The following is a 17,815-nucleotide window of genomic DNA, read 5'->3' on the forward strand; positions in this document are numbered from 1 at the left end:
CAGCTTGTTGACCAATAACATGTTCGAACTCGTCCTTCCGGCGCCCATGCTTTCCGCAGGCAATCTCAGAGCCGCATCGCGACTCAAGTCGCTGCTGGGTCTCTGTCGGATTGCTTTCCTGCAGGAGTCGGGGCGCCGTGGGACGAGTCACATGAATGGTCGCCAGCTGTGGCGGCCATCTGTCCTTTTCTGTGACCACGATATCCGAATAATTAGCTTGATTTATACTTCGGTCTAAAGTGGGAAAGTAAGTAGACAAACGCTGTGTAAGCGTCGGGAAGTGCGCCTCAAGCTCGTTGTACATAAAAAATGAACCAAATCGCATATTGCGATTTGGTTCATCGACAGCCAAAATCCTCGTCAAGCTGACGAGGATTTTGTTTATTCGAGAACGAAGAGTACATCATTCGCGAATTTCTCATACGTACGGTCACTCGGGTGGAACTGGTCGGTCGCAAGGTCTCTTGATAAGTCAGAGATGTAGGCGAACGGGTCGATCACATCGATATTCTGCGCATTCGCCAATTGTTTCGCGGATGCGTTCCAATCGAGGATGAGCTGATTGAACGCTTGTCCATTCTCATCATTTTGAAACGGATTGTATAGACCGATATACACGATGGTTGCCGAATCGTTGAGCGAACGAATTTCAGTGAAAATCGTTTCTAAATTCGTCTTCGCATCCGTGACCACTTGTTGAATATCGACGGATTCGAAGTTATCGACGTTTTCTCCACGGTTGAACAAATCGTTTCCACCGATGGTCAACGTGATATATCGTGCGTTTTCGATGGTCCGACGCACTTCAGGTTGCTCGAGTTGTGTGAGTAAATCTTCTGTTCGTGCCCCAGACACGGCAAGGTTTTGCGTACGTACGCCTTCTTCTTCAAGAGCAGTGCTGACAGGCTGTACATATCCTGCGCCTGATGTTGACCCGACACCGCGTGTCAACGAATCGCCTAATGCGACGTAGACGTCTCCTTCTGGCTCGGGACGTTCATCTTCGGAGACGGAAAGTGTTCGCTCCGGCGGATTGACGATATCTTGATAGCCGATCCATAGACCGTAGACGGCGATTCCCGTTAAAAGAACGGCGCCACTTAAAAATGCATACCATTTCGACTGTTTCATGGGCTGACCTCGCTTTCTATATAAACATCATATCAAATATAAATGGATGTGCCCTATGTGAATGTTCGAATAGGACAGATTCGCTTTTGTCCGATAGAATAAAGAAAGAGGTGAGACAATGGAACCGACGTTAAAGCTACATCAACTAACTAAAGTGATTGGGAAAAAGACGATTATCGATAACATTTCGTTAGACGTCTACCCGGGTGAGGTCTTCGGATTTTTAGGGCCGAACGGCGCCGGGAAGACGACGACGATTCGAATGATTGTTGGCTTGATCAAACCGACGAAAGGAAATGTATCGATTTGTGGGTATCGGGTCGACAAACAATTTGTCCAAGCGATGAATCAAATCGGCGCAATCGTCGAGAATCCAGAGCTGTATAAGTTTTTATCCGGACGTGAGAACTTAGAAGCGTTCGCACGCATGTTACCTGGCGTCGATGATAAGCGAATCCGGGAAGTCATTGACCTCGTCGATTTGACTGCTCGAATCGATGATAAAGTGAAGACGTACTCTCTCGGGATGCGTCAGCGGCTCGGGATTGCCCAAGCGTTATTAAACAATCCACGGGTGCTCATCTTGGATGAGCCGACGAACGGGCTCGATCCGATGGGGATTCGGGATTTACGACTTTTCATTCGTCGTCTCGTAGAAGAAACGGGGCTGAGTGTTCTTGTGTCGAGCCACATCCTAGCCGAGATTGAGCTATTAGCGGACCGAGTCGCCATCATGTCGCGAGGCAAGATTGTCAAGGTGGGGACGGTCCATGCTTTGATTGAAGAACTCGCGTCAACGGTCGACTTACATGTAACGAATAGCTTCGAAGTATTGCCGATCGTTCAAGGGTACGAAGGAATCGACCAAGCGGACGTGGTGGACGAGCGAACGATTCGTATTTCCATGAATGTGGAAGAGACGGCGAAGTTGAATCGATATTTGATGGAAAGAGATGTCGAGGTGTTCGGACTCGAGCGCCGAGTCCAAACGTTAGAGGACCTCTTCATCACGTTGACAGGCGGTGATCACATTGCCTAATCCATCGATGCTCGGTCTCATTCGTAATGAAGTGCTCAAGATTCATCGGAAACGCAGATTGATGGTCGTCTCCATCATCCTGATCGTACTTGTTTCGATGTTCACGTATGCGAACTATCGTCAAATCGAGAAACAACGCGAAGAACAAGGAACGATTGATTGGCGTGTCGATCTCCAGCAAGAGATCATCGATACACAAAACCGACTCGCCTCCGCGAACGTCCAAGACGAGTTTCGGCAGATTCTTGAGTTCCAAGTCCAACAGAATCAGTATTATCTTGATAATGATATCAATCCGAATTATCCGGGAGCTCCGACGTTTATGCGCGTCTTCTTCTCCCAAGGGACTACGCTTGTCCTACCGCTGTTCATTATTGTATTGATGGCAGATATCGTGAGCGGAGAACATAATGATGGAACGATCAAGACGTTGTTATCGCGACCGGTCCGGCGATATAAGATCTTGCTCGCCAAATGGCTGACGACGCTCCTCTATACATCAATCTTAATATTTGTGACCGCCGTCGTCAGTTACGCCATATCCGGTATTGTTCTCGGCTGGGACGGATGGAATGCTCCGATTTTGACCGGTTTCCAAGCTTCGCCGACCGGAACATTCTCGACCGACTTTGTGCATACGTTGCCGATGTGGGAGTACTTGCTTATGTCGATGGGGCTTTCATGGCTCGTCGTGGCTGTGGTCGGGACAATTTCTCTCATGATTTCCGTCTTGGTGAAAAACACGGCGACCGGAATCGGAATTATGATGGCTGTCCTCATCTCGGGGCCACTCTTGACATCGCTTGGCTCAAACTGGGATAGCTCGAAATACCTGGTGAACGTCAACTTCGGTCTTCATACCTATTTGGAAGGACAGGCTCCTCCGATTGATGGGATGACGTTACCGTTTTCGCTACTGGTTATTCTCGTTTGGTCGATGGCAGCCTTGGCGTATGCGTTTTACCACTTTACTCAAAAAGATGTGTATTAATTATTCGTGCTCCTTTCCTAAGGAGCACGAATTTTTTTTGGATAAAATTAGGTCATAAATAGAATGAATGGTTCTAAATACTCAATATTATGAATTATCAAAATAATTAAAAAGATGGATACAGCCTTTGTGGGAAAGTGTGTAAAGTAAGAATCATCACAAAGGAGGTAAACACATGAAAAAAGTTGTTTCTACATCATTAATCGCAGGCGTCTTGCTCGTCCCACAATTGGTCGGTGCGGCAGAATTGAAGTCAGGCACTCTGACGAAACCATCAGAAAGTGCACCGACAACGATTGTAAAAGAGTACGTCAAATCAAAAGGTGAGTTCAAGACGATCGAGTCGAAGTCAGACAAAGTCGGGAAAGTGGTTAAACTCCAACAGACAGTTGATGGCGTGCCCGTATTCGGTGGTGTGGTAGTCGGTGTCGTAGATGAAGCGGGTCAATTGAAGACTGTCGTGGATGATGCGAAATCGGTCAAAAATCTACATAAGTCAATCAAGTTAACTGAAAAGAAAGCCATTGCGAGTTACAAAAAGCTTGTCGGTCATAAAGGGGCCTACGAGCTCGAACCGGAAGCAGAATTGATTGTCTATCCAAAAGGTGACAAGTCGGTCTATGCATATCAAGTGACCGGAACGATCCTTGAAGCGGAAGAGCCATCACGTTGGACATACTTCATCGATGCGGGAACGGGTGAGGTACTCAATAAATTCGACCAGTTGGCTCACGCGAGACCGACGAACGGTGTGACGGGTACGACCTATACGGGAACGGGAATCGATGTGCTCGGCTACAGCCAAACGTTCAAGACAACGAAGAGCGGTTCTTACTATTACCTTCAAGACTCAACGCGTGGAAAGGGAATCTATACGTACGATGCGAAAAACCGTACGACACTCCCAGGTTCGCTATGGGCTGACGTGGATAACGTCTTGAACACGACTTACGACCGTGCCGCTGTCTCTGCACACGTCAACGCGACAAAGACATATGATTTCTACAAAAACACTTACGGACGGAACAGCTATGACAACGCCGGAGCTGCATTAAACTCTACCGTTCACTATAGCCGCAGCTACAACAATGCGTTCTGGGATGGAAGTAAGATGGTATACGGAGACGGAGACGGTCAAACATTCACGTATCTTTCAGGTGCACTTGACGTAGTCGCTCACGAATTGACTCACGCGGTCACGGAGTACACGGCAGGATTGATCTATCAAAACGAGTCTGGGGCGATCAACGAAGCAGTATCGGATATCCTAGGTACAGTGGCGGAATATAGCGTCGGTACTAACTTCGACTGGTTGGTAGGGGAAGACATCTACACACCAGGTGTAGCGGGCGATGGACTTCGTTCGATGGCGAACCCGGCTGCATACGGTGACCCAGATCACTACTCGAAACGTTACACAGGCACACAAGACAATGGTGGGGTTCACATCAACTCAGGTATCGTCAACAAAGCGGCATACCTCTTAGGTAACGGTGGATCGCACTACGGCGTATCGGTGCAAGGAGTAGGAGTCATGGCGATGGGGGATATCTACTACCGTGCCCTCAATGTTTACTTGACACCAACATCTAACTTCTCAAGCCTTCGTCAAGCGGTCGTGCAATCTGCGAAAGACCTTTACGGTGCGACAAGTCCGCAAGCGGTATCAGCTGCGAAATCATTTGACGCTGTCGGAATCTACTAAGTTCTCAACATCTCTTCCGAAATTTTCGGAAGGGATTTTCTTATGCAGTTTTTGGGTAAATCAAGGTTGAACGTCGAGCGAAAAGGAGAACGAGTATGAACACGAAGGAATTTATTGTGTCACCGAACAGCAAGATTCAATTAGATGATTATCCAACGACAGTTTCAGACAAACCGAAGGATGAGACCTTGACGACTGAACTCATTCCGAACAGTGTTGAGCGATTAAAAGAACTACATTGGCGATTATATGCCGAGAGTAAGAAAGGGATTATCGTCGTCTTGCAGGCGCTTGATGCGGGTGGAAAAGACGAAGCGATCAGCTATATCTTTTCAAATTTGAACGCCCAAGGACTGAAGACGAATGCGTTTCAAAAACCTTCCGATACGGAGAAAAAGCACGACTATCTGTGGCGAATGCATGATTTGTTACCTGAAAGAGGTCAGGTCGGGATTTTGAACCGATCTCATTATGAAGAGGTCATTGCACCTCGAGTACATGATTTGTTGGGGGACGAAGTTCTTCCGGAGGAAATGGACCAGGAAGAGGTCTGGCAGATGCGATATCGTCAAATCAACGATTATGAACGCTATTTACAGGAAAACGGATTCGAAGTGATCAAGTTCTTTTTCAATGTATCTAAAGATAAACAACGAGACCGTTTGCTTGAACGATTAAAGGATCCGAAAAAGAATTGGGAATTCTCTTTCAGTGACATCGAAGAGCGACAGCATTGGGAAGAATATCAAGGAATCTTTGCCGAGATGTTGTCGCACACATCAACGGAAGTCTCACCCTGGTATGTATTGCCGGCAGATGATGAGTGGTATAGTCGTTTTATTATTTCGTCAGTCATGATTGAAGTTCTTGAACGCATTGATCCACACTATCCGACTTTCACGGATGAGGAACAAGAGCGAATCGACGAGGCCATCCAAACCCTTGAGAATGAGTAAGGCGTGGCGTTCTCGTGAACACTTAAAAATCCCCTTGCACTGAAAGCGAATTCAAGCTAAAGTGATACAGTGGATTAAAGGTCAGACATCTGTACAAAGGGGTAATGAGTGTGGGTAATGTAAGTTTACTATTCGGTGGCGTCGCGCTGTTTTTAAATAGTCTCGTTCTTCTCGGGAAAGTGGATAGCAAGAGCGCAGGATTTTTTAGTTTGTTTACGGGACTCTTACAAACGTTTATCGCCACATGGTTATTGATTGGGGCGAGTCCAGAAGAGCAATTCGGTCTTGCGAGTATCTATCTATTTGCGTTCACTTATTTATATGTAGGGGTGACGTTTATTTTGAATTTAGACGGACGCGGCGTTGGCTGGTTCTCATTATTCGTTTCGATTGCAGCTGCTTTTTACGGTGTGATGGCGATTGCAGAAAGTGATCCGATGGGGGCATTGACGTGGTTCTTCTGGTCATTCCTTTGGGCGCTGTTCTTTTTTGGAATGGGACTCGGGAAACCGAACGAGACCATCACAGCACGTGTCGCCCTCGTATTATCATGGTTGACGCTGATTGTCCCGGCGATGGTTGGGATGGCTGGACTGATGAATGGATGGTATGACATGGTTTGGTGGGCGGCGAGCGGTACGGCAATCCTGTACTTCATCGTTTCTGTCAAACGTACGAAACAGACGATAGAAATTGCTTCATGATGAATTGAAAATGATTCGAGGTCATCGAGCGCGATCAAGTCGTGCCCGACGACCTTTTTTATTGAACGATGAAAGATCGATATATACTATACTTAGAAAAATAAGAAAAATAAAAATGAAAAATACGGTACGAATGTCGTTAATTTCAAAAAGTGGGGTTGAGTTGATGATTGCACTTGAAACGTTGAAAAGTAGGCTCGTAAATAATCAGATTGAAATACAAAATGAAGAGGGATATGTAGATACGTTACACTTTTCATTCAGTGAGCCTGCGATGGAAGTTGAAATCAAGCGATTGAAGCAAATGATTCCAAACGACATTATTCAATTCTTGAAGACACATAATGGCGCTGACCTATTTGTTCACCCGACATACGGTGGAGGAATCCGACTTTTTAGTGTAGATGAAATGATCGAGTATCGGGAAATATGGGAGTGTCCTGAACAATTCATTCCCGTCGGAGCCGGGAGAGATGGGGAATGGATTGTTTGCGAGGTCGTCAATGAACATGAAAACTACATTTGGGTTGGAGAATTTTTGACTTACACAGATGACACCGAAAAACTTCCGATGGATTATACACGCTGGTTCGACTATTTGATTGTCGCCCAAGGCGCTCATTTTTGGGATTGGTTCAGAGGTTAATAGATGACGATTGAATATTTGTTTTGAATGATGATGATGATGATGGAATGCGCACTTTTTGTTGAGTGTGCTTTTTTACAGTTGCTTTTGTGTCTAAAATGTGAAAAGTGGGAATGAGGAAGCAAAAGGAGGCGAAAGCAGATGAGTGATGGTCTCGTGTTATTACTCGGATTACTTTTATGTGGTTGGATGCTGTTTGCCGTCGTATTTGATGATAGAATAAAAAGAAGAATTTGATGGCCCGTCTCGCGAGGAGACGGGTTTTTAATTGAGGAGTGAGAAGTATGAAAAAAACACCTGTCGTCGTCATCGTCGGTCCGACCGCTGTTGGCAAAACGAAGACGGGCATCGAACTCGCAAAAGCGTTCGACGGCGAGATCGTCTCGGGTGACTCGGTTCAAGTGTACCGGGGCATGGACATCGGTTCAGCAAAAGTGACGAAAGAAGAGGCCGAAGGGATCCCGCATCATTTGATCGATATTTGTGACCCGGATGATGCCATGAGTGTCGCAGCTTTTCAACAGTTGGCTCGTGCCGCCATCGATGATATTTATGCCCGTGGCAAATTACCGATTATTGTCGGAGGAACAGGATTATACATTCGCTCGATTTTATATGACTATGAATTCGTGGAGCGACCTGTGGATGAAGCACTGCGGGCTGATCTCGAACGGTTGGCAGAAGTCGAAGGACGTGAAGCGTTACATCAAAGATTAGTTCAACTTGATCCGGAACGTGCGGCTACGATTCACCCGAATAATGTCCGTCGCGTCGTGCGAGCGCTCGAAGTAGCGATGCAAGGCGATACGCAGACGACAGATAGTACGCCGTCCGAACATTATGATTATCGATTGTTCGTCCTCCACGCAGATCGTGAGATATTATACGACCGAATCAATCAACGCGTCGATGCGATGATGGAAGCAGGACTTGTCGAAGAAGTCGAACGACTTTTGGCACAAGGATATCGTGATACGCAGGCGATGCGGGCCATCGGATATAAGGAAATGATTCCCTTCATCGATGGAAAGATGTCGAAAGAGAAAGCGACCGACTTGCTTAAACAGCACACAAGACAGTTCGCGAAACGGCAATTAACTTGGTTCCGTCATCAATTTGATGGAATTTGGGTGGATATGGGGCGAAAATCATTTGAACTATCATATAAAAATATTTATGATGATGTAGAGGGGTTTTTTCGAAAATTCCGATTATTTTAAAGAGATAAAGACTAGGGGGAATCCAGCATGAAAGCGAGCTACAACATCCAAGACCATTTTTTGAATCAACTCCGAAAAGAAATGGTGCCAACGACCGTTTTTTTAGTAAGCGGGTTTCAAATTCGCGGTGTCATTAAATCATTTGATAACTTTACTGTCATCGTCGAATCGGAAGGTCGTCAACAATTGATCTATAAGCATGCGATTTCGACATTCTCTCCGGCACGTAATGTAACACTATATGAGCCGGATGCAGTTGAAGTAACAGAAGGATGAGCATAAGAAAAGGAGCGGCCCGGGGACCGCTCCTTTTCTTATGCCGTTTTTGTCGTTCCGGGTTGTTTGATTGCCTCAAGAACACGCTGGATAGCGCATCCACCGAGGAGCGAATCCATTTGACCACAAATCTGAGTCGGCGTTGAACGGTGTAACAATGCGTATGTTCGCTTCCAAGCACGCTCTGCTGATTGGATTCGGACGAGAAGATCTTCGTGGCTCAGTTCTTTTAGTTTATCAATATTGAGTCGGTTCGTTCGAGCGAAAGCAGACAGGATAACCGCCTTCGCTAACGGCGTCTGAAGAGGATAACCAGAAAGCTCAAGCGCCGCCATAGCCCCTTTCATCTCATGCTCGACGATTTTGTCGAGTGATGCATCTTTGGCATATGGATTACCGGAAAGATGCGTGAGTGACTGTTCTAAGTCCTCCATCCCTACCGGACAAGTTGACCCTTGCAGAATATGTTCAATGGATTGTTGCTCTTGTGCATAACGTGTCGCTTCCCCCGAGGCGATGAAACGTTCATACGTATCGATTAATGAAATCATTATCGTTTCCCCCTTTATCGAACTACCTTTATCGTATCAATAATCGTAAGCGCTTTCAATATAATGATGGCAAAATCGAGACCCTACTAGAAAGTATGTTCGCCTAATAGACGGAAACACGATACAATGTCATAAGATGCGAGGAGGGAATAATTATGAACTATTATCAACAAATTGATCCGGTCATCGGTTCATCGATGAACCGTGATCGATTTCAAATACCACAAATAGACAAATCAAAGGAACGTTTAGACCAGTTAGCCGATGGGACCCCTGTCCAAACAAAAGCGCTCGTCAGTACAGTCGAGGTTAGAGAAGGGAAGAATGGTGCGAAATGGCTTCAACTAAGTGTCACGACGGCGAACGGGATGATGCGTGCGAAGCATTGGCTACGTGGAAATGAGAGTGAACTACTTCCAATCTACGAGTCGGGTGTCATCGAATTGTCCGGGAAAATCGATGTCTATCCAAAACCGGATGGCGCCAAATCGATTACGATTGACCGCGTACATCCTATCTCAAAAGATGAGGCGATCTCGTTATTACCAGGCTTGCCAGGGGATGAGACGATGGAGCAGTTTGCGGAAGAATTGTTCAGTTTGATTGATACGTTGTCACCGACTTATCAAAAGCTCGCCTATGGCCTCCTGGATTTCGTTTGGGATGATTTCGTACTATCGCCAGCGGCACTCTATCACCACCATAATTATGCGGGAGGTCTATTAAAGCATACCGTGTGTATGCTTCGTCTCGGCTATCGGATTCAAGAGCAAGATGACTATTTGGCGATGGTGTTTCGTGTAATCAAAGAAGCGGAGCAGTTGCACAAAGTCGACCTTTGGAATACGATGAACGGTGTTAAAATCGAACAGGCATATAAAGGAACGTTTGAATCGCTGTATGCCGCCTGTGAAGCGATGGCCGAGCGGAAAGAACCGTTGAGTTGGGATGAACTCGCACTTGGAATCCTCTTCCACGACATCGGAAAAATATATGAATACAGCCATCTGTTATCTAGTCCGAATCGTTTTGAAAAGTTATCTCCCGTTGAGGGCACAAGTGAAACGACCGGCATCTCCATCAACCCGATGGGCACATTGATCGGGCATATGCCATACGGTGGGCTTTTGTTTGAAGAAACGTTACGCCAGACGTCGACACGACTGCCATTGGATGTCCATCACCGGATTTGGCACATGATTTTATCACATCATGGGAAACGTGAGTGGGGATCGAGTGTCCTCCCGATGACGACGGAGGCTTGGATGCTTCACTTGATTGATTTATTGGATGCGCGTTATGAGAAATGGGCTCGCGCGCACGAAGATTTGTAAGAAAAGGGTGGTATCATGATTCCCGTACAATTAGTGACCGGATTTTTAGGAGCAGGCAAGACGACGTATATGAACCGTTTACTCGCGGCGACGGATGAAAAGATTTGTCTGATCGTCAACGAGCTCGGCGCAATTAATATTGATGAACAATTGATCGTCAAGATGGACCAAGAGCAGATTGAACTTTCAAACGGATGTATTTGCTGTTCTATCCAAAATGATTTGAGTAAGACGTTCTATCAACTCGCGGCAAAGCAAGAAACATTCGACCGAGTCATCATCGAGACGACCGGTGTCGCCGATCCCGCACCAATCATTCAGACGATTTACTATGACGAGTACTTACGTCAACATTTTAAAATGAACGCCATCTTGACGGTTGTGGATGCCAGTCAAATGGACCGTGAACTGTTCAAAGAAGGGATTCATCAAATCGCTTATGCCGATCTCATCTTGTTAAATAAAACCGATTTAGTGTCGTCGGATGAACTCAATCAAGCACGCTGCCGAATCGAACAACTCAATCCGACGGTAAGGATTGTAGAGACGATTCAAACAGAAGGCGATTACGAATTACTTGAGAATACGTTCCAACTGTCACGTGTCGATGAACAGAAGTTGAGTCAACTGACAGAGACGAGCGAATCGGTCTCCTCCCTTCGTGCCATCACGTTGAGTGCCGAGCGTCCGTTGTCTCGGGAGCGCGTGACCCGTTACGTTCGTGAAGTGTTGATGCACTACGAGGATGAGATGTATCGGATGAAGGCGATTGTCCGCTTACAGGACGAGGAGCGCAAGTTTGTCATTCAAGCGACGAATCAATTGATGGGTGCAACATTTGCAAATGAGATGCATGAAGGGGATCGTTCCGTATTTGTTTGGATTGGGAAGGAACTAGACCAAGATGCACTGGCACGGGGATTAAAAGCATGTGAGGTGGAGCAAGATGAAGCTTATTCTAGTTGACGGATTTAATTTATTGTCACGTTATTATTTTGCAACGGAGCGAAGACGAGCACAAGATCCGGAAGTGACGGTAAAAGGATTGCTTCGGAAGGTGGATTCCTGGACGACAGACTTTTCCCATATCGCTTTCTTTTGGGACGGGACACGAGAGTCCACACACCGCTACGCGCTGTATCCTGAATATAAAGCAACGCGTAACGGACTTCCGGAGCCGCTCTTTGAAGACTATTTGAAATTAAGGTCTGCTTTGGATGAACGAGGCATCTTACAATCCGAGTTGACGGGATATGAGGCCGATGATTTGATGGGCGCCGTCGCGACAGCGTTCCCGGGCGAATCGTACCTCTATTCTTCAGACCGCGATTTACTTCAGTTGTTGTCTCCGAACGTGTTTCAAATCATGCCGAAAAAAGGTGAGGAGCAGCTCGTCAATGAAGCTTCTTTTGAAATGATGTACGGGGTGAAACCACATCAGTTTGTCGACGTGAAGGCTTTGCAGGGAGACTCTTCGGATAACATCCCGGGGGTACGTGGCATTGGTCCTAAGACGGCGACGATTTTGATTCAGCATTACGATACGATTGAGACGCTTTATGTGCATGTTCAAAATGAAACACTTGAAGCGCCCCATCAAAAGTATGCCAAAAAACTAGACGGCCATGAAGAAATCGCCCTCTTATCGAAACGACTGTCTCAGATTGATATCCATGCTCCTGTCAATACAGATTGGGAGGCGTACCGGTTTGGTTCACATCTATTTTGACGCGGCCACCAATCAGACGACTGGAGATAATGGAATCGGTGTGTGGATCAAGTCGTCCGACGGTACGGTATCGACGTTTAAACGTCGCATGCAAGGATTGACAAGCGTTCATGCGGAATTGGCTGCATGTGCTTATGCACTTGAACAAGCTCATGCATTAAAAGGTGAAACCTCATTCATGCTGTATTCTGATGCCGAAGTGATTGTTCGCGCACTAGAACAACGTTTCATGAAAGATGCTTCTGCGAAGCCTCTTTTTCTGAAAGCGCTGATTGCCTATGATGAATTGCCGACCGTGTTCTTGAAATGGGTCCCACGAGCGGAGAATCGGGCAGACGTGATTGCACGTGACGCATTGAATGGAATGAATTAAGCGACCGAGATCATTCTTGGTCGCTTTTTTGACGGAGTCATTTCTTTTTAGATGGTTTTTCGCTAAAATGAAAGCGTAGTCAACTATAGAGGGGGAATTATACATGGATTATCGGATCGAACGGGACACAATGGGGGAAATTAAAGTTCCAGCTACGGCGAAATGGGGAGCACAAACGCAACGTAGTCTCGAAAACTTTAAAATTGGAGCGGAGAAGATGCCGCTTGAAATCGTATACGCATTTGCCATTTTGAAAAAAGGTGCAGCTTTAGCAAACGCTGAACTCGGTGTACTCGAGGAAGAAAAAGCAGCAATCATCGCAGAGGTGGCCGATGAGATTTTAGCAGGGCAGCATGACGCGGAATTCCCACTTGTCGTCTGGCAGACAGGGTCGGGCACGCAGTCAAACATGAACGTCAACGAAGTCATTGCGCATCTTGCGAACGAAAAGTTACAGGCTCGTGGAGCATCAATCACGATTCATCCGAATGATGACGTCAACAAATCGCAAAGCTCGAACGATACGTATCCTACCGCGATGCACATCGCCGCCATCCTTTCCGTACAAGATGATGTCCTTCCAGCAATCGACTCGCTTTATCAAACCCTTTCACAAAAAGCGGAGGCGTTTATGGATATCGTCAAAATTGGTCGGACGCACCTTCAAGACGCGACGCCGGTCACACTCGGTCAAGAAATCAGTGGGTGGGTCCGGATGCTTGAATTGTCAAAACAGATGATCGAGCGCACGATTGAACCACTCACGGAGCTTGCACTTGGAGGAACGGCCGTCGGAACTGGGATCAATGCACACCCTGAGTTCGGTGAAGTTGTAGCTAAGAAAATTTCAGAAGAGACGGGTAAACCGTTTGTGACAGCCGTCAACAAGTTCCACGCTCTCACGAGTCACGATCAACTCGTTTTCACACATGGTGCATTAAAAGCCTTAGCGATGGACGCGATGAAGATTGCGAACGACGTGCGTTGGTTGGCTTCTGGACCACGTGCAGGAATCGGAGAAATCACCATTCCGGAGAATGAACCAGGAAGTTCAATCATGCCAGGTAAAGTCAACCCGACTCAAAGTGAGGCGCTCACGATGGTTGCCGCACAAGTACTCGGAAATGATGCGACAATCGGTTTCGGGGCGAGTCAAGGGAACTTTGAATTGAACGTCTTCAAACCAGTCATTATGTATAATTTCCTACAGACTTGTCGTCTATTGACGGACAGCTTACATTCTTTCAATGATCACTGCGCTGTCGGAATCGAGCCGAATCATGAAGTGATCTCACATAATGTGGAGCAGTCACTCATGCTCGTTACAGCACTCAACCCGCATATCGGATACGAAAATGCAGCAAAAATTGCGAAATTGGCACATAAAAATGGTACTTCTTTAAAAGAAGCAGCCTTGGAAACCGGTTTATTGACTGAAGAACAATTTGATCAATGGATTCGTCCGGAAGAGATGACGTCACCGAACTTAAAAGTGAAAAAATAACACAAGGCGGTCGCAAGACCGCTTTTAGTATGTCTTTTTTAGGGCATAAGTCCTAGTAATATGTAAAACAATAGAAAATAAATAAGGAAATAGTTGTATTTCATCCTGAGAAGTCGCATAATCGAAACATAAGAGAATTCGGGGAGTACGAACATAGGGGGGACGGGAATGGAGCAAGGTCAACTCACTGAGCGTATACATATGATTTTGAAAAAGATATCGGAGTCGAGACAAATTCCAAAAAGCGATATCGAGTTTCTACTCGATTGGATGAAGAAGGAAGTTCGGCAACGACGATTGATGCATTTGTTAGAAATCTTTAGTCGTGTCGAGTCTGACGCGAAGGAGTTGCCAAGCGTCCTCACACATGCGGAAGCTTTGACCTTGATCTCTCCTGTGAAACGCTATATCCATACCGTCTTAGGGATTGAACAGGAGGATGAGGATCTCGTCCTCATCTTATCCGCAAGCTTTTCTACATTTAGTCGTTACAAGTCGCGCGTCGAGAAGCTCGGAGCACGTCCGGTATTTTTGCAGACACTAGAAGAGGCCGTCGAATACGATTATGAGGATGTGCCGAAAGCCATCATCATGGACGTTGAACTATGGCCACAATTTAAAGAGCGAGATATCCAATCTTTCGTTAGCAAGATGAGAAAGCTCTATGTTCCACTTATTGTCATCGGAACGAATGAACATTATCGTCTTGCGGCCTATTCATACGGATTCGACGATTATTGGGAATCGTGGGTGCCGATGGAGGAACGATTGGTGCGTCTCGGACTACATATCGAAAAATCACGTCTCGTATCAAAAGCGTTACTCGTGGATGAATTAACGGGTGCTTTCAACCGTAAGTATTTAAAGGCGACCTTTTCTCGGTTCATCTCGAGATTGGAGCGGTCTGGTGAGAGTTTTGCTGTCGCACTGCTCGATATCGATCACTTCAAACAATTGAATGATACGTTCGGTCACTCGTATGGGGACGACGTTCTTCATCGCGTTTCTGAAGAAATCCGTCATGCCATTCGCTCTAGTGATGAGCTCATCCGTTACGGAGGCGAAGAATTTTTAATCCTCTTGAACGTCTCAGACCGTGCGATCGTCGAATCGGTACTCGAGCGAGTCCGAACACGTATCGAAGAGATGGAGTTTCCATACGACCATCAGGTGACGGTGTCAATTGGATACACCCGAGTCTGCCAAACTGGCTATACACTCGGAGAGTGGTGTGCCTACGCAGATGAGGCACTATATAAAGCGAAACGAGATGGTCGAAATCGTGTCGTCCGATACACTTCTGCTGTTCGTGAGGAGAAGCGAATCGCCTATGTGACGATGTCTGCCAATACTTATACATCGCTCGCTGATCGACTCCCGAAAGAGCACCGTCGATATGAAGTCGTATACCGTCCTTACGAGGCGTATTCTTGTAATGACAATATCGAGATGTTCGTCTTGGATGATGCGCGTGCGCAAGAAGCGAGAGGGACGTTGTCTGCTGTGAAAGAGCAACGAGGCAAATATAGTCACATTCTTGCTGTATCGAAACGAACGGCGTCTGAACTCGGAGCAATCTATGACGATTATGCGGATGGAGAACAGGACGAAGTCATCACGAGAAAAATTGAACAGTGGCTGGAAAAATTGCCAGACTAAAAAAACAGACATCATGATGCGATGTCTGTTTTGTCGTATTGTTTGAATGAAAAGGCATATGCATGTGTTTCGTCTTGCGGGTGGTCGATTGTACTCGTAATTGACCATTCCCCAATCCGTTCGGGATAATACGTATCGGCCTCGAACGATGCAGCGACTTCCGTTGCATAGATCCGGCTCGTCATTAGCATCGTCTGCTCATATAACGTGGCGCCACCGATGACAAACCATTCTTCATCTTGACTCATTTCGACGAGACGGTCTAAATCATGCCAGACTTCGACTTGATCTGCTGAAAAGGAAACATCTGATGTGACGACGATATTGCGTCGGTTCGGTAACGCTTTACCGATGGACTCAAACGTCTTTCTTCCCATCACGACCGTTCCGCCAGACGTGATGGTCTTGAAATGTTTCAAGTCATCTGGCAAACGCCATAATAAGTCATTATCTTTTCCGATTTCACGACCTAATCCATATGCGACGACGTGTGAAATCATACGCTCACTTCTCCTTTGATGTGCGGATGCGGATCATATCCTAGAATTTCGAAGTCTTCAAAACGGAATGATTCGATTGAAAGGACGTCTCGGACAATGTTGAGTTTTGGTAGCGGACGTGGGTCACGCGACAACTGAAGTTCCACTTGTTCGAGATGGTTGTGGTAGATGTGTGCATCACCAAGGGTATGGACAAAGTCGCCGACTTCGAGTCCGGTCACGTGTGCGACCATATGCGTGAGTAGTGCGTATGAGGCGATATTGAACGGTACCCCTAAAAACGTATCAGCGCTCCGTTGATACAATTGACACGAAAGCTTTCCGTCAGCGACATAGAATTGGAACAATAGGTGACACGGCGGCAGGGCCATCTCCTCTAGCTGTCCTGGGTTCCATGCCGAGACGATCAACCTTCTTGAATCTGGGTTCGTCTTGATTTGGTCAATCACTTGAGCCAACTGATCGACAGAAGAACCGTCCGGGCGTGGGAAAGAACGCCACTGTGAACCGTATACTGGACCAAGATTGCCTTCTTCGTCTGCCCATTCGTTCCAAATGCGGACCCCGTTATCTTGAAGGTATCGGACGTTCGTCTCTCCTGAGATGAACCATAATAGTTCGTGAATGATGGAACGAATATGTAATTTCTTCGTCGTGATAAGGGGGAACCCTTCTTGCAGATTGAAACGCATTTGGTAACCAAATACACTCGTTGTCCCGGTCCCGGTCCGGTCTTCTTTTACGACACCATGGTCGAGGATGTGTCGACATAAGTCATGATATTGTTTCATACGTGATGTTCCTCCTTCTCAATCTCCTACCACTAAAGGTATCAATTGTGGGAAGGAAACACAAGATATAGTGTCGTGAATCAGGATGAATCCATATACTGAAAAAACAATCATGATTCTTCGTTTTCGTGACAAGCGGTTTCGGGTATAATGGGGAATGAACAAAAGGAGGGGTTTGATGAAATTACAAGGGAAGAAAGTCCTTCAACTTGTCAGTAATGACTTCGAGGATTTAGAGCTTTGGTACCCGGTACATCGCCTTCGTGAAGAAGGGGCGCACGTGATCCTCGCAGGGGAGAAGGCCGACCACGCATATATCGGTAAATATGGTGTGCCAGCAAAATCTGACGTGGCGTTTGATGATGTGGACATCACATCGTTCGATGCGATTCTCGTGCCAGGCGGATGGTCACCTGACTTATTGCGCCGTTTCGATTCGGTGAAAGGATTCGTCCGTTATATGGATGAACAAAAACGACCAATCGGTCAAATCTGTCACGCCGGTTGGGTGTTGATTTCTGCGAACATTCTAGACGGGGTGAACGTGACGAGCACGCCGGGAATCAAAGATGACATGGAAAATGCGGGAGCGATTTGGCATGATGAGCCGGTCGTCGTCGATGGACATATCGTCTCAAGTCGTCGTCCGCCAGACTTGCCAGATTATATGCGTGCGTTCATCGACGTGTTCGCAAAACAGTAACTG

Annotated in this window: 19 protein-coding genes; 15 read left to right on the forward strand and 4 right to left on the reverse strand. The window is 46.5% G+C overall.

Features of this window, described 5'->3' with window-relative positions; translation table 11 throughout:
- Positions 1-381: 381 nt before the first annotated feature.
- Positions 382-1,131, reverse strand: a complete 750-nt coding sequence (locus GVY42_RS02640) for a GDSL-type esterase/lipase family protein (protein ID WP_074037116.1) — start codon at positions 1,129-1,131, stop codon at positions 382-384.
- A 118-nt stretch (positions 1,132-1,249) separates the two neighbouring features.
- Here GVY42_RS02640 and GVY42_RS02645 point away from each other — a divergent pair, with 118 nt between their 5' ends.
- From GVY42_RS02645 to hfq, 8 genes are all read left to right on the forward strand, one after another.
- The gene (locus GVY42_RS02645) at positions 1,250-2,170 is read left to right on the forward strand and encodes an ABC transporter ATP-binding protein (RefSeq protein WP_159562217.1); all 921 of its coding nucleotides are present in this window, start codon (positions 1,250-1,252) and stop codon (positions 2,168-2,170) included.
- Entirely contained in the window at positions 2,163-3,161 is a 999-nt protein-coding gene (locus GVY42_RS02650) for an ABC transporter permease (protein ID WP_159562218.1), read from the forward strand. The genes GVY42_RS02645 and GVY42_RS02650 overlap by 8 nt, the downstream gene beginning before the upstream one ends.
- Before the next feature lie 175 nt (positions 3,162-3,336).
- The gene (locus GVY42_RS02655; protein ID WP_159562219.1) at positions 3,337-4,866 is read left to right on the forward strand and encodes a M4 family metallopeptidase; all 1,530 of its coding nucleotides are present in this window, start codon (positions 3,337-3,339) and stop codon (positions 4,864-4,866) included.
- A gap of 95 nt (positions 4,867-4,961) precedes the next feature.
- Positions 4,962-5,822: a PPK2 family polyphosphate kinase gene (locus tag GVY42_RS02660; RefSeq protein ID WP_159562220.1), complete on the forward strand. Its 861-nt coding sequence runs from the start codon at positions 4,962-4,964 to the stop codon at positions 5,820-5,822.
- A 104-nt stretch (positions 5,823-5,926) separates the two neighbouring features.
- Positions 5,927-6,526: an AmiS/UreI family transporter gene (locus tag GVY42_RS02665; protein WP_236548919.1), complete on the forward strand. Its 600-nt coding sequence runs from the start codon at positions 5,927-5,929 to the stop codon at positions 6,524-6,526.
- A 166-nt stretch (positions 6,527-6,692) separates the two neighbouring features.
- The gene (locus GVY42_RS02670; protein ID WP_201302242.1) at positions 6,693-7,172 is read left to right on the forward strand and encodes an SMI1/KNR4 family protein; all 480 of its coding nucleotides are present in this window, start codon (positions 6,693-6,695) and stop codon (positions 7,170-7,172) included.
- A 284-nt stretch (positions 7,173-7,456) separates the two neighbouring features.
- Positions 7,457-8,392 (forward strand): tRNA (adenosine(37)-N6)-dimethylallyltransferase MiaA, encoded by a 936-nt coding sequence (gene miaA, locus GVY42_RS02675; RefSeq protein ID WP_159562222.1) that lies wholly within the window; start codon positions 7,457-7,459, stop codon positions 8,390-8,392.
- A gap of 27 nt (positions 8,393-8,419) precedes the next feature.
- On the forward strand, positions 8,420-8,668 hold the full coding sequence (gene hfq / locus GVY42_RS02680; RefSeq protein ID WP_012726185.1) for an RNA chaperone Hfq: 249 nt from the start codon (positions 8,420-8,422) through the stop codon (positions 8,666-8,668).
- Positions 8,669-8,706: 38 nt separating this feature from the next.
- Here hfq and GVY42_RS02685 read toward each other — a convergent pair whose 3' ends face one another.
- Positions 8,707-9,219, reverse strand: a complete 513-nt coding sequence (locus GVY42_RS02685; RefSeq protein WP_159562223.1) for a hypothetical protein — start codon at positions 9,217-9,219, stop codon at positions 8,707-8,709.
- A gap of 155 nt (positions 9,220-9,374) precedes the next feature.
- Between GVY42_RS02685 and GVY42_RS02690 the strand changes: the two genes are divergently transcribed.
- From GVY42_RS02690 to GVY42_RS02715, 6 genes are all read left to right on the forward strand, one after another.
- On the forward strand, positions 9,375-10,553 hold the full coding sequence (locus GVY42_RS02690) for an HD domain-containing protein (protein ID WP_159562224.1): 1,179 nt from the start codon (positions 9,375-9,377) through the stop codon (positions 10,551-10,553).
- A 15-nt stretch (positions 10,554-10,568) separates the two neighbouring features.
- A complete protein-coding gene (locus tag GVY42_RS02695; RefSeq protein WP_159562225.1) occupies positions 10,569-11,519 on the forward strand; it encodes a GTP-binding protein in 951 nt (316 codons plus the stop codon).
- Entirely contained in the window at positions 11,500-12,282 is a 783-nt protein-coding gene (locus GVY42_RS02700; protein WP_159562226.1) for a 5'-3' exonuclease, read from the forward strand. The genes GVY42_RS02695 and GVY42_RS02700 overlap by 20 nt, the downstream gene beginning before the upstream one ends.
- Positions 12,263-12,655 carry a reverse transcriptase-like protein gene (locus GVY42_RS02705; protein WP_074037105.1) on the forward strand — a complete coding sequence of 131 codons (393 nt, stop codon included), beginning with the start codon at positions 12,263-12,265 and terminating at the stop codon, positions 12,653-12,655. The genes GVY42_RS02700 and GVY42_RS02705 overlap by 20 nt, the downstream gene beginning before the upstream one ends.
- 103 nt (positions 12,656-12,758) lie before the next feature.
- Positions 12,759-14,159 (forward strand): class II fumarate hydratase, encoded by a 1,401-nt coding sequence (gene fumC, locus GVY42_RS02710; protein WP_159562227.1) that lies wholly within the window; start codon positions 12,759-12,761, stop codon positions 14,157-14,159.
- A gap of 168 nt (positions 14,160-14,327) precedes the next feature.
- Positions 14,328-15,818 carry a GGDEF domain-containing protein gene (locus GVY42_RS02715; RefSeq protein WP_159562228.1) on the forward strand — a complete coding sequence of 497 codons (1,491 nt, stop codon included), beginning with the start codon at positions 14,328-14,330 and terminating at the stop codon, positions 15,816-15,818.
- Between the two features lie 11 nt (positions 15,819-15,829).
- On the opposite strand, the gene GVY42_RS02720 is transcribed toward GVY42_RS02715, so the two are convergent.
- Together GVY42_RS02720 and GVY42_RS02725 are read right to left on the reverse strand one after the other, a co-directional pair.
- Entirely contained in the window at positions 15,830-16,318 is a 489-nt protein-coding gene (locus GVY42_RS02720; RefSeq protein ID WP_074037102.1) for a dihydrofolate reductase, read from the reverse strand.
- Positions 16,315-17,109, reverse strand: coding sequence for a thymidylate synthase (locus tag GVY42_RS02725; RefSeq protein ID WP_159562229.1), 795 nt, complete (start codon positions 17,107-17,109; stop codon positions 16,315-16,317). The genes GVY42_RS02720 and GVY42_RS02725 overlap by 4 nt, the downstream gene beginning before the upstream one ends.
- 178 nt (positions 17,110-17,287) lie before the next feature.
- Between GVY42_RS02725 and GVY42_RS02730 the strand changes: the two genes are divergently transcribed.
- Positions 17,288-17,812 carry a type 1 glutamine amidotransferase domain-containing protein gene (locus GVY42_RS02730; RefSeq protein WP_074037100.1) on the forward strand — a complete coding sequence of 175 codons (525 nt, stop codon included), beginning with the start codon at positions 17,288-17,290 and terminating at the stop codon, positions 17,810-17,812.
- The last annotated feature ends 3 nt before the right edge of the window (positions 17,813-17,815 follow it).

It is taken from the genome of Exiguobacterium sp. 8A (genome assembly GCF_902506275.1).
GTDB lineage: Bacteria > Bacillota > Bacilli > Exiguobacteriales > Exiguobacteriaceae > Exiguobacterium > Exiguobacterium profundum.

Bases quoted from the DNA above. Each gene is read 5' to 3' on its own strand.
- GVY42_RS02715 (WP_159562228.1), top strand. From the start codon at position 14,328: ATGGAGCAAGGTCAACTCACTGAGCGTATACATATGATTTTGAAAAAG.
- GVY42_RS02725 (WP_159562229.1), bottom strand. From the start codon at position 17,109: ATGAAACAATATCATGACTTATGTCGACACATCCTCGACCATGGTGTC.
- GVY42_RS02690 (WP_159562224.1), top strand. From the start codon at position 9,375: ATGAACTATTATCAACAAATTGATCCGGTCATCGGTTCATCGATGAAC.
- GVY42_RS02655 (WP_159562219.1), top strand. From the start codon at position 3,337: ATGAAAAAAGTTGTTTCTACATCATTAATCGCAGGCGTCTTGCTCGTC.
- GVY42_RS02665 (WP_236548919.1), top strand. From the start codon at position 5,927: ATGAGTGTGGGTAATGTAAGTTTACTATTCGGTGGCGTCGCGCTGTTT.
- fumC (WP_159562227.1), top strand. From the start codon at position 12,759: ATGGATTATCGGATCGAACGGGACACAATGGGGGAAATTAAAGTTCCA.
- GVY42_RS02685 (WP_159562223.1), bottom strand. From the start codon at position 9,219: ATGATTTCATTAATCGATACGTATGAACGTTTCATCGCCTCGGGGGAA.
- GVY42_RS02720 (WP_074037102.1), bottom strand. From the start codon at position 16,318: ATGATTTCACACGTCGTCGCATATGGATTAGGTCGTGAAATCGGAAAA.
- miaA (WP_159562222.1), top strand. From the start codon at position 7,457: ATGAAAAAAACACCTGTCGTCGTCATCGTCGGTCCGACCGCTGTTGGC.
- GVY42_RS02670 (WP_201302242.1), top strand. From the start codon at position 6,693: ATGATTGCACTTGAAACGTTGAAAAGTAGGCTCGTAAATAATCAGATT.
- GVY42_RS02660 (WP_159562220.1), top strand. From the start codon at position 4,962: ATGAACACGAAGGAATTTATTGTGTCACCGAACAGCAAGATTCAATTA.
- hfq (WP_012726185.1), top strand. From the start codon at position 8,420: ATGAAAGCGAGCTACAACATCCAAGACCATTTTTTGAATCAACTCCGA.
- GVY42_RS02695 (WP_159562225.1), top strand. From the start codon at position 10,569: ATGATTCCCGTACAATTAGTGACCGGATTTTTAGGAGCAGGCAAGACG.
- GVY42_RS02640 (WP_074037116.1), bottom strand. From the start codon at position 1,131: ATGAAACAGTCGAAATGGTATGCATTTTTAAGTGGCGCCGTTCTTTTA.
- GVY42_RS02700 (WP_159562226.1), top strand. From the start codon at position 11,500: ATGAAGCTTATTCTAGTTGACGGATTTAATTTATTGTCACGTTATTAT.
- GVY42_RS02645 (WP_159562217.1), top strand. From the start codon at position 1,250: ATGGAACCGACGTTAAAGCTACATCAACTAACTAAAGTGATTGGGAAA.
- GVY42_RS02730 (WP_074037100.1), top strand. From the start codon at position 17,288: ATGAAATTACAAGGGAAGAAAGTCCTTCAACTTGTCAGTAATGACTTC.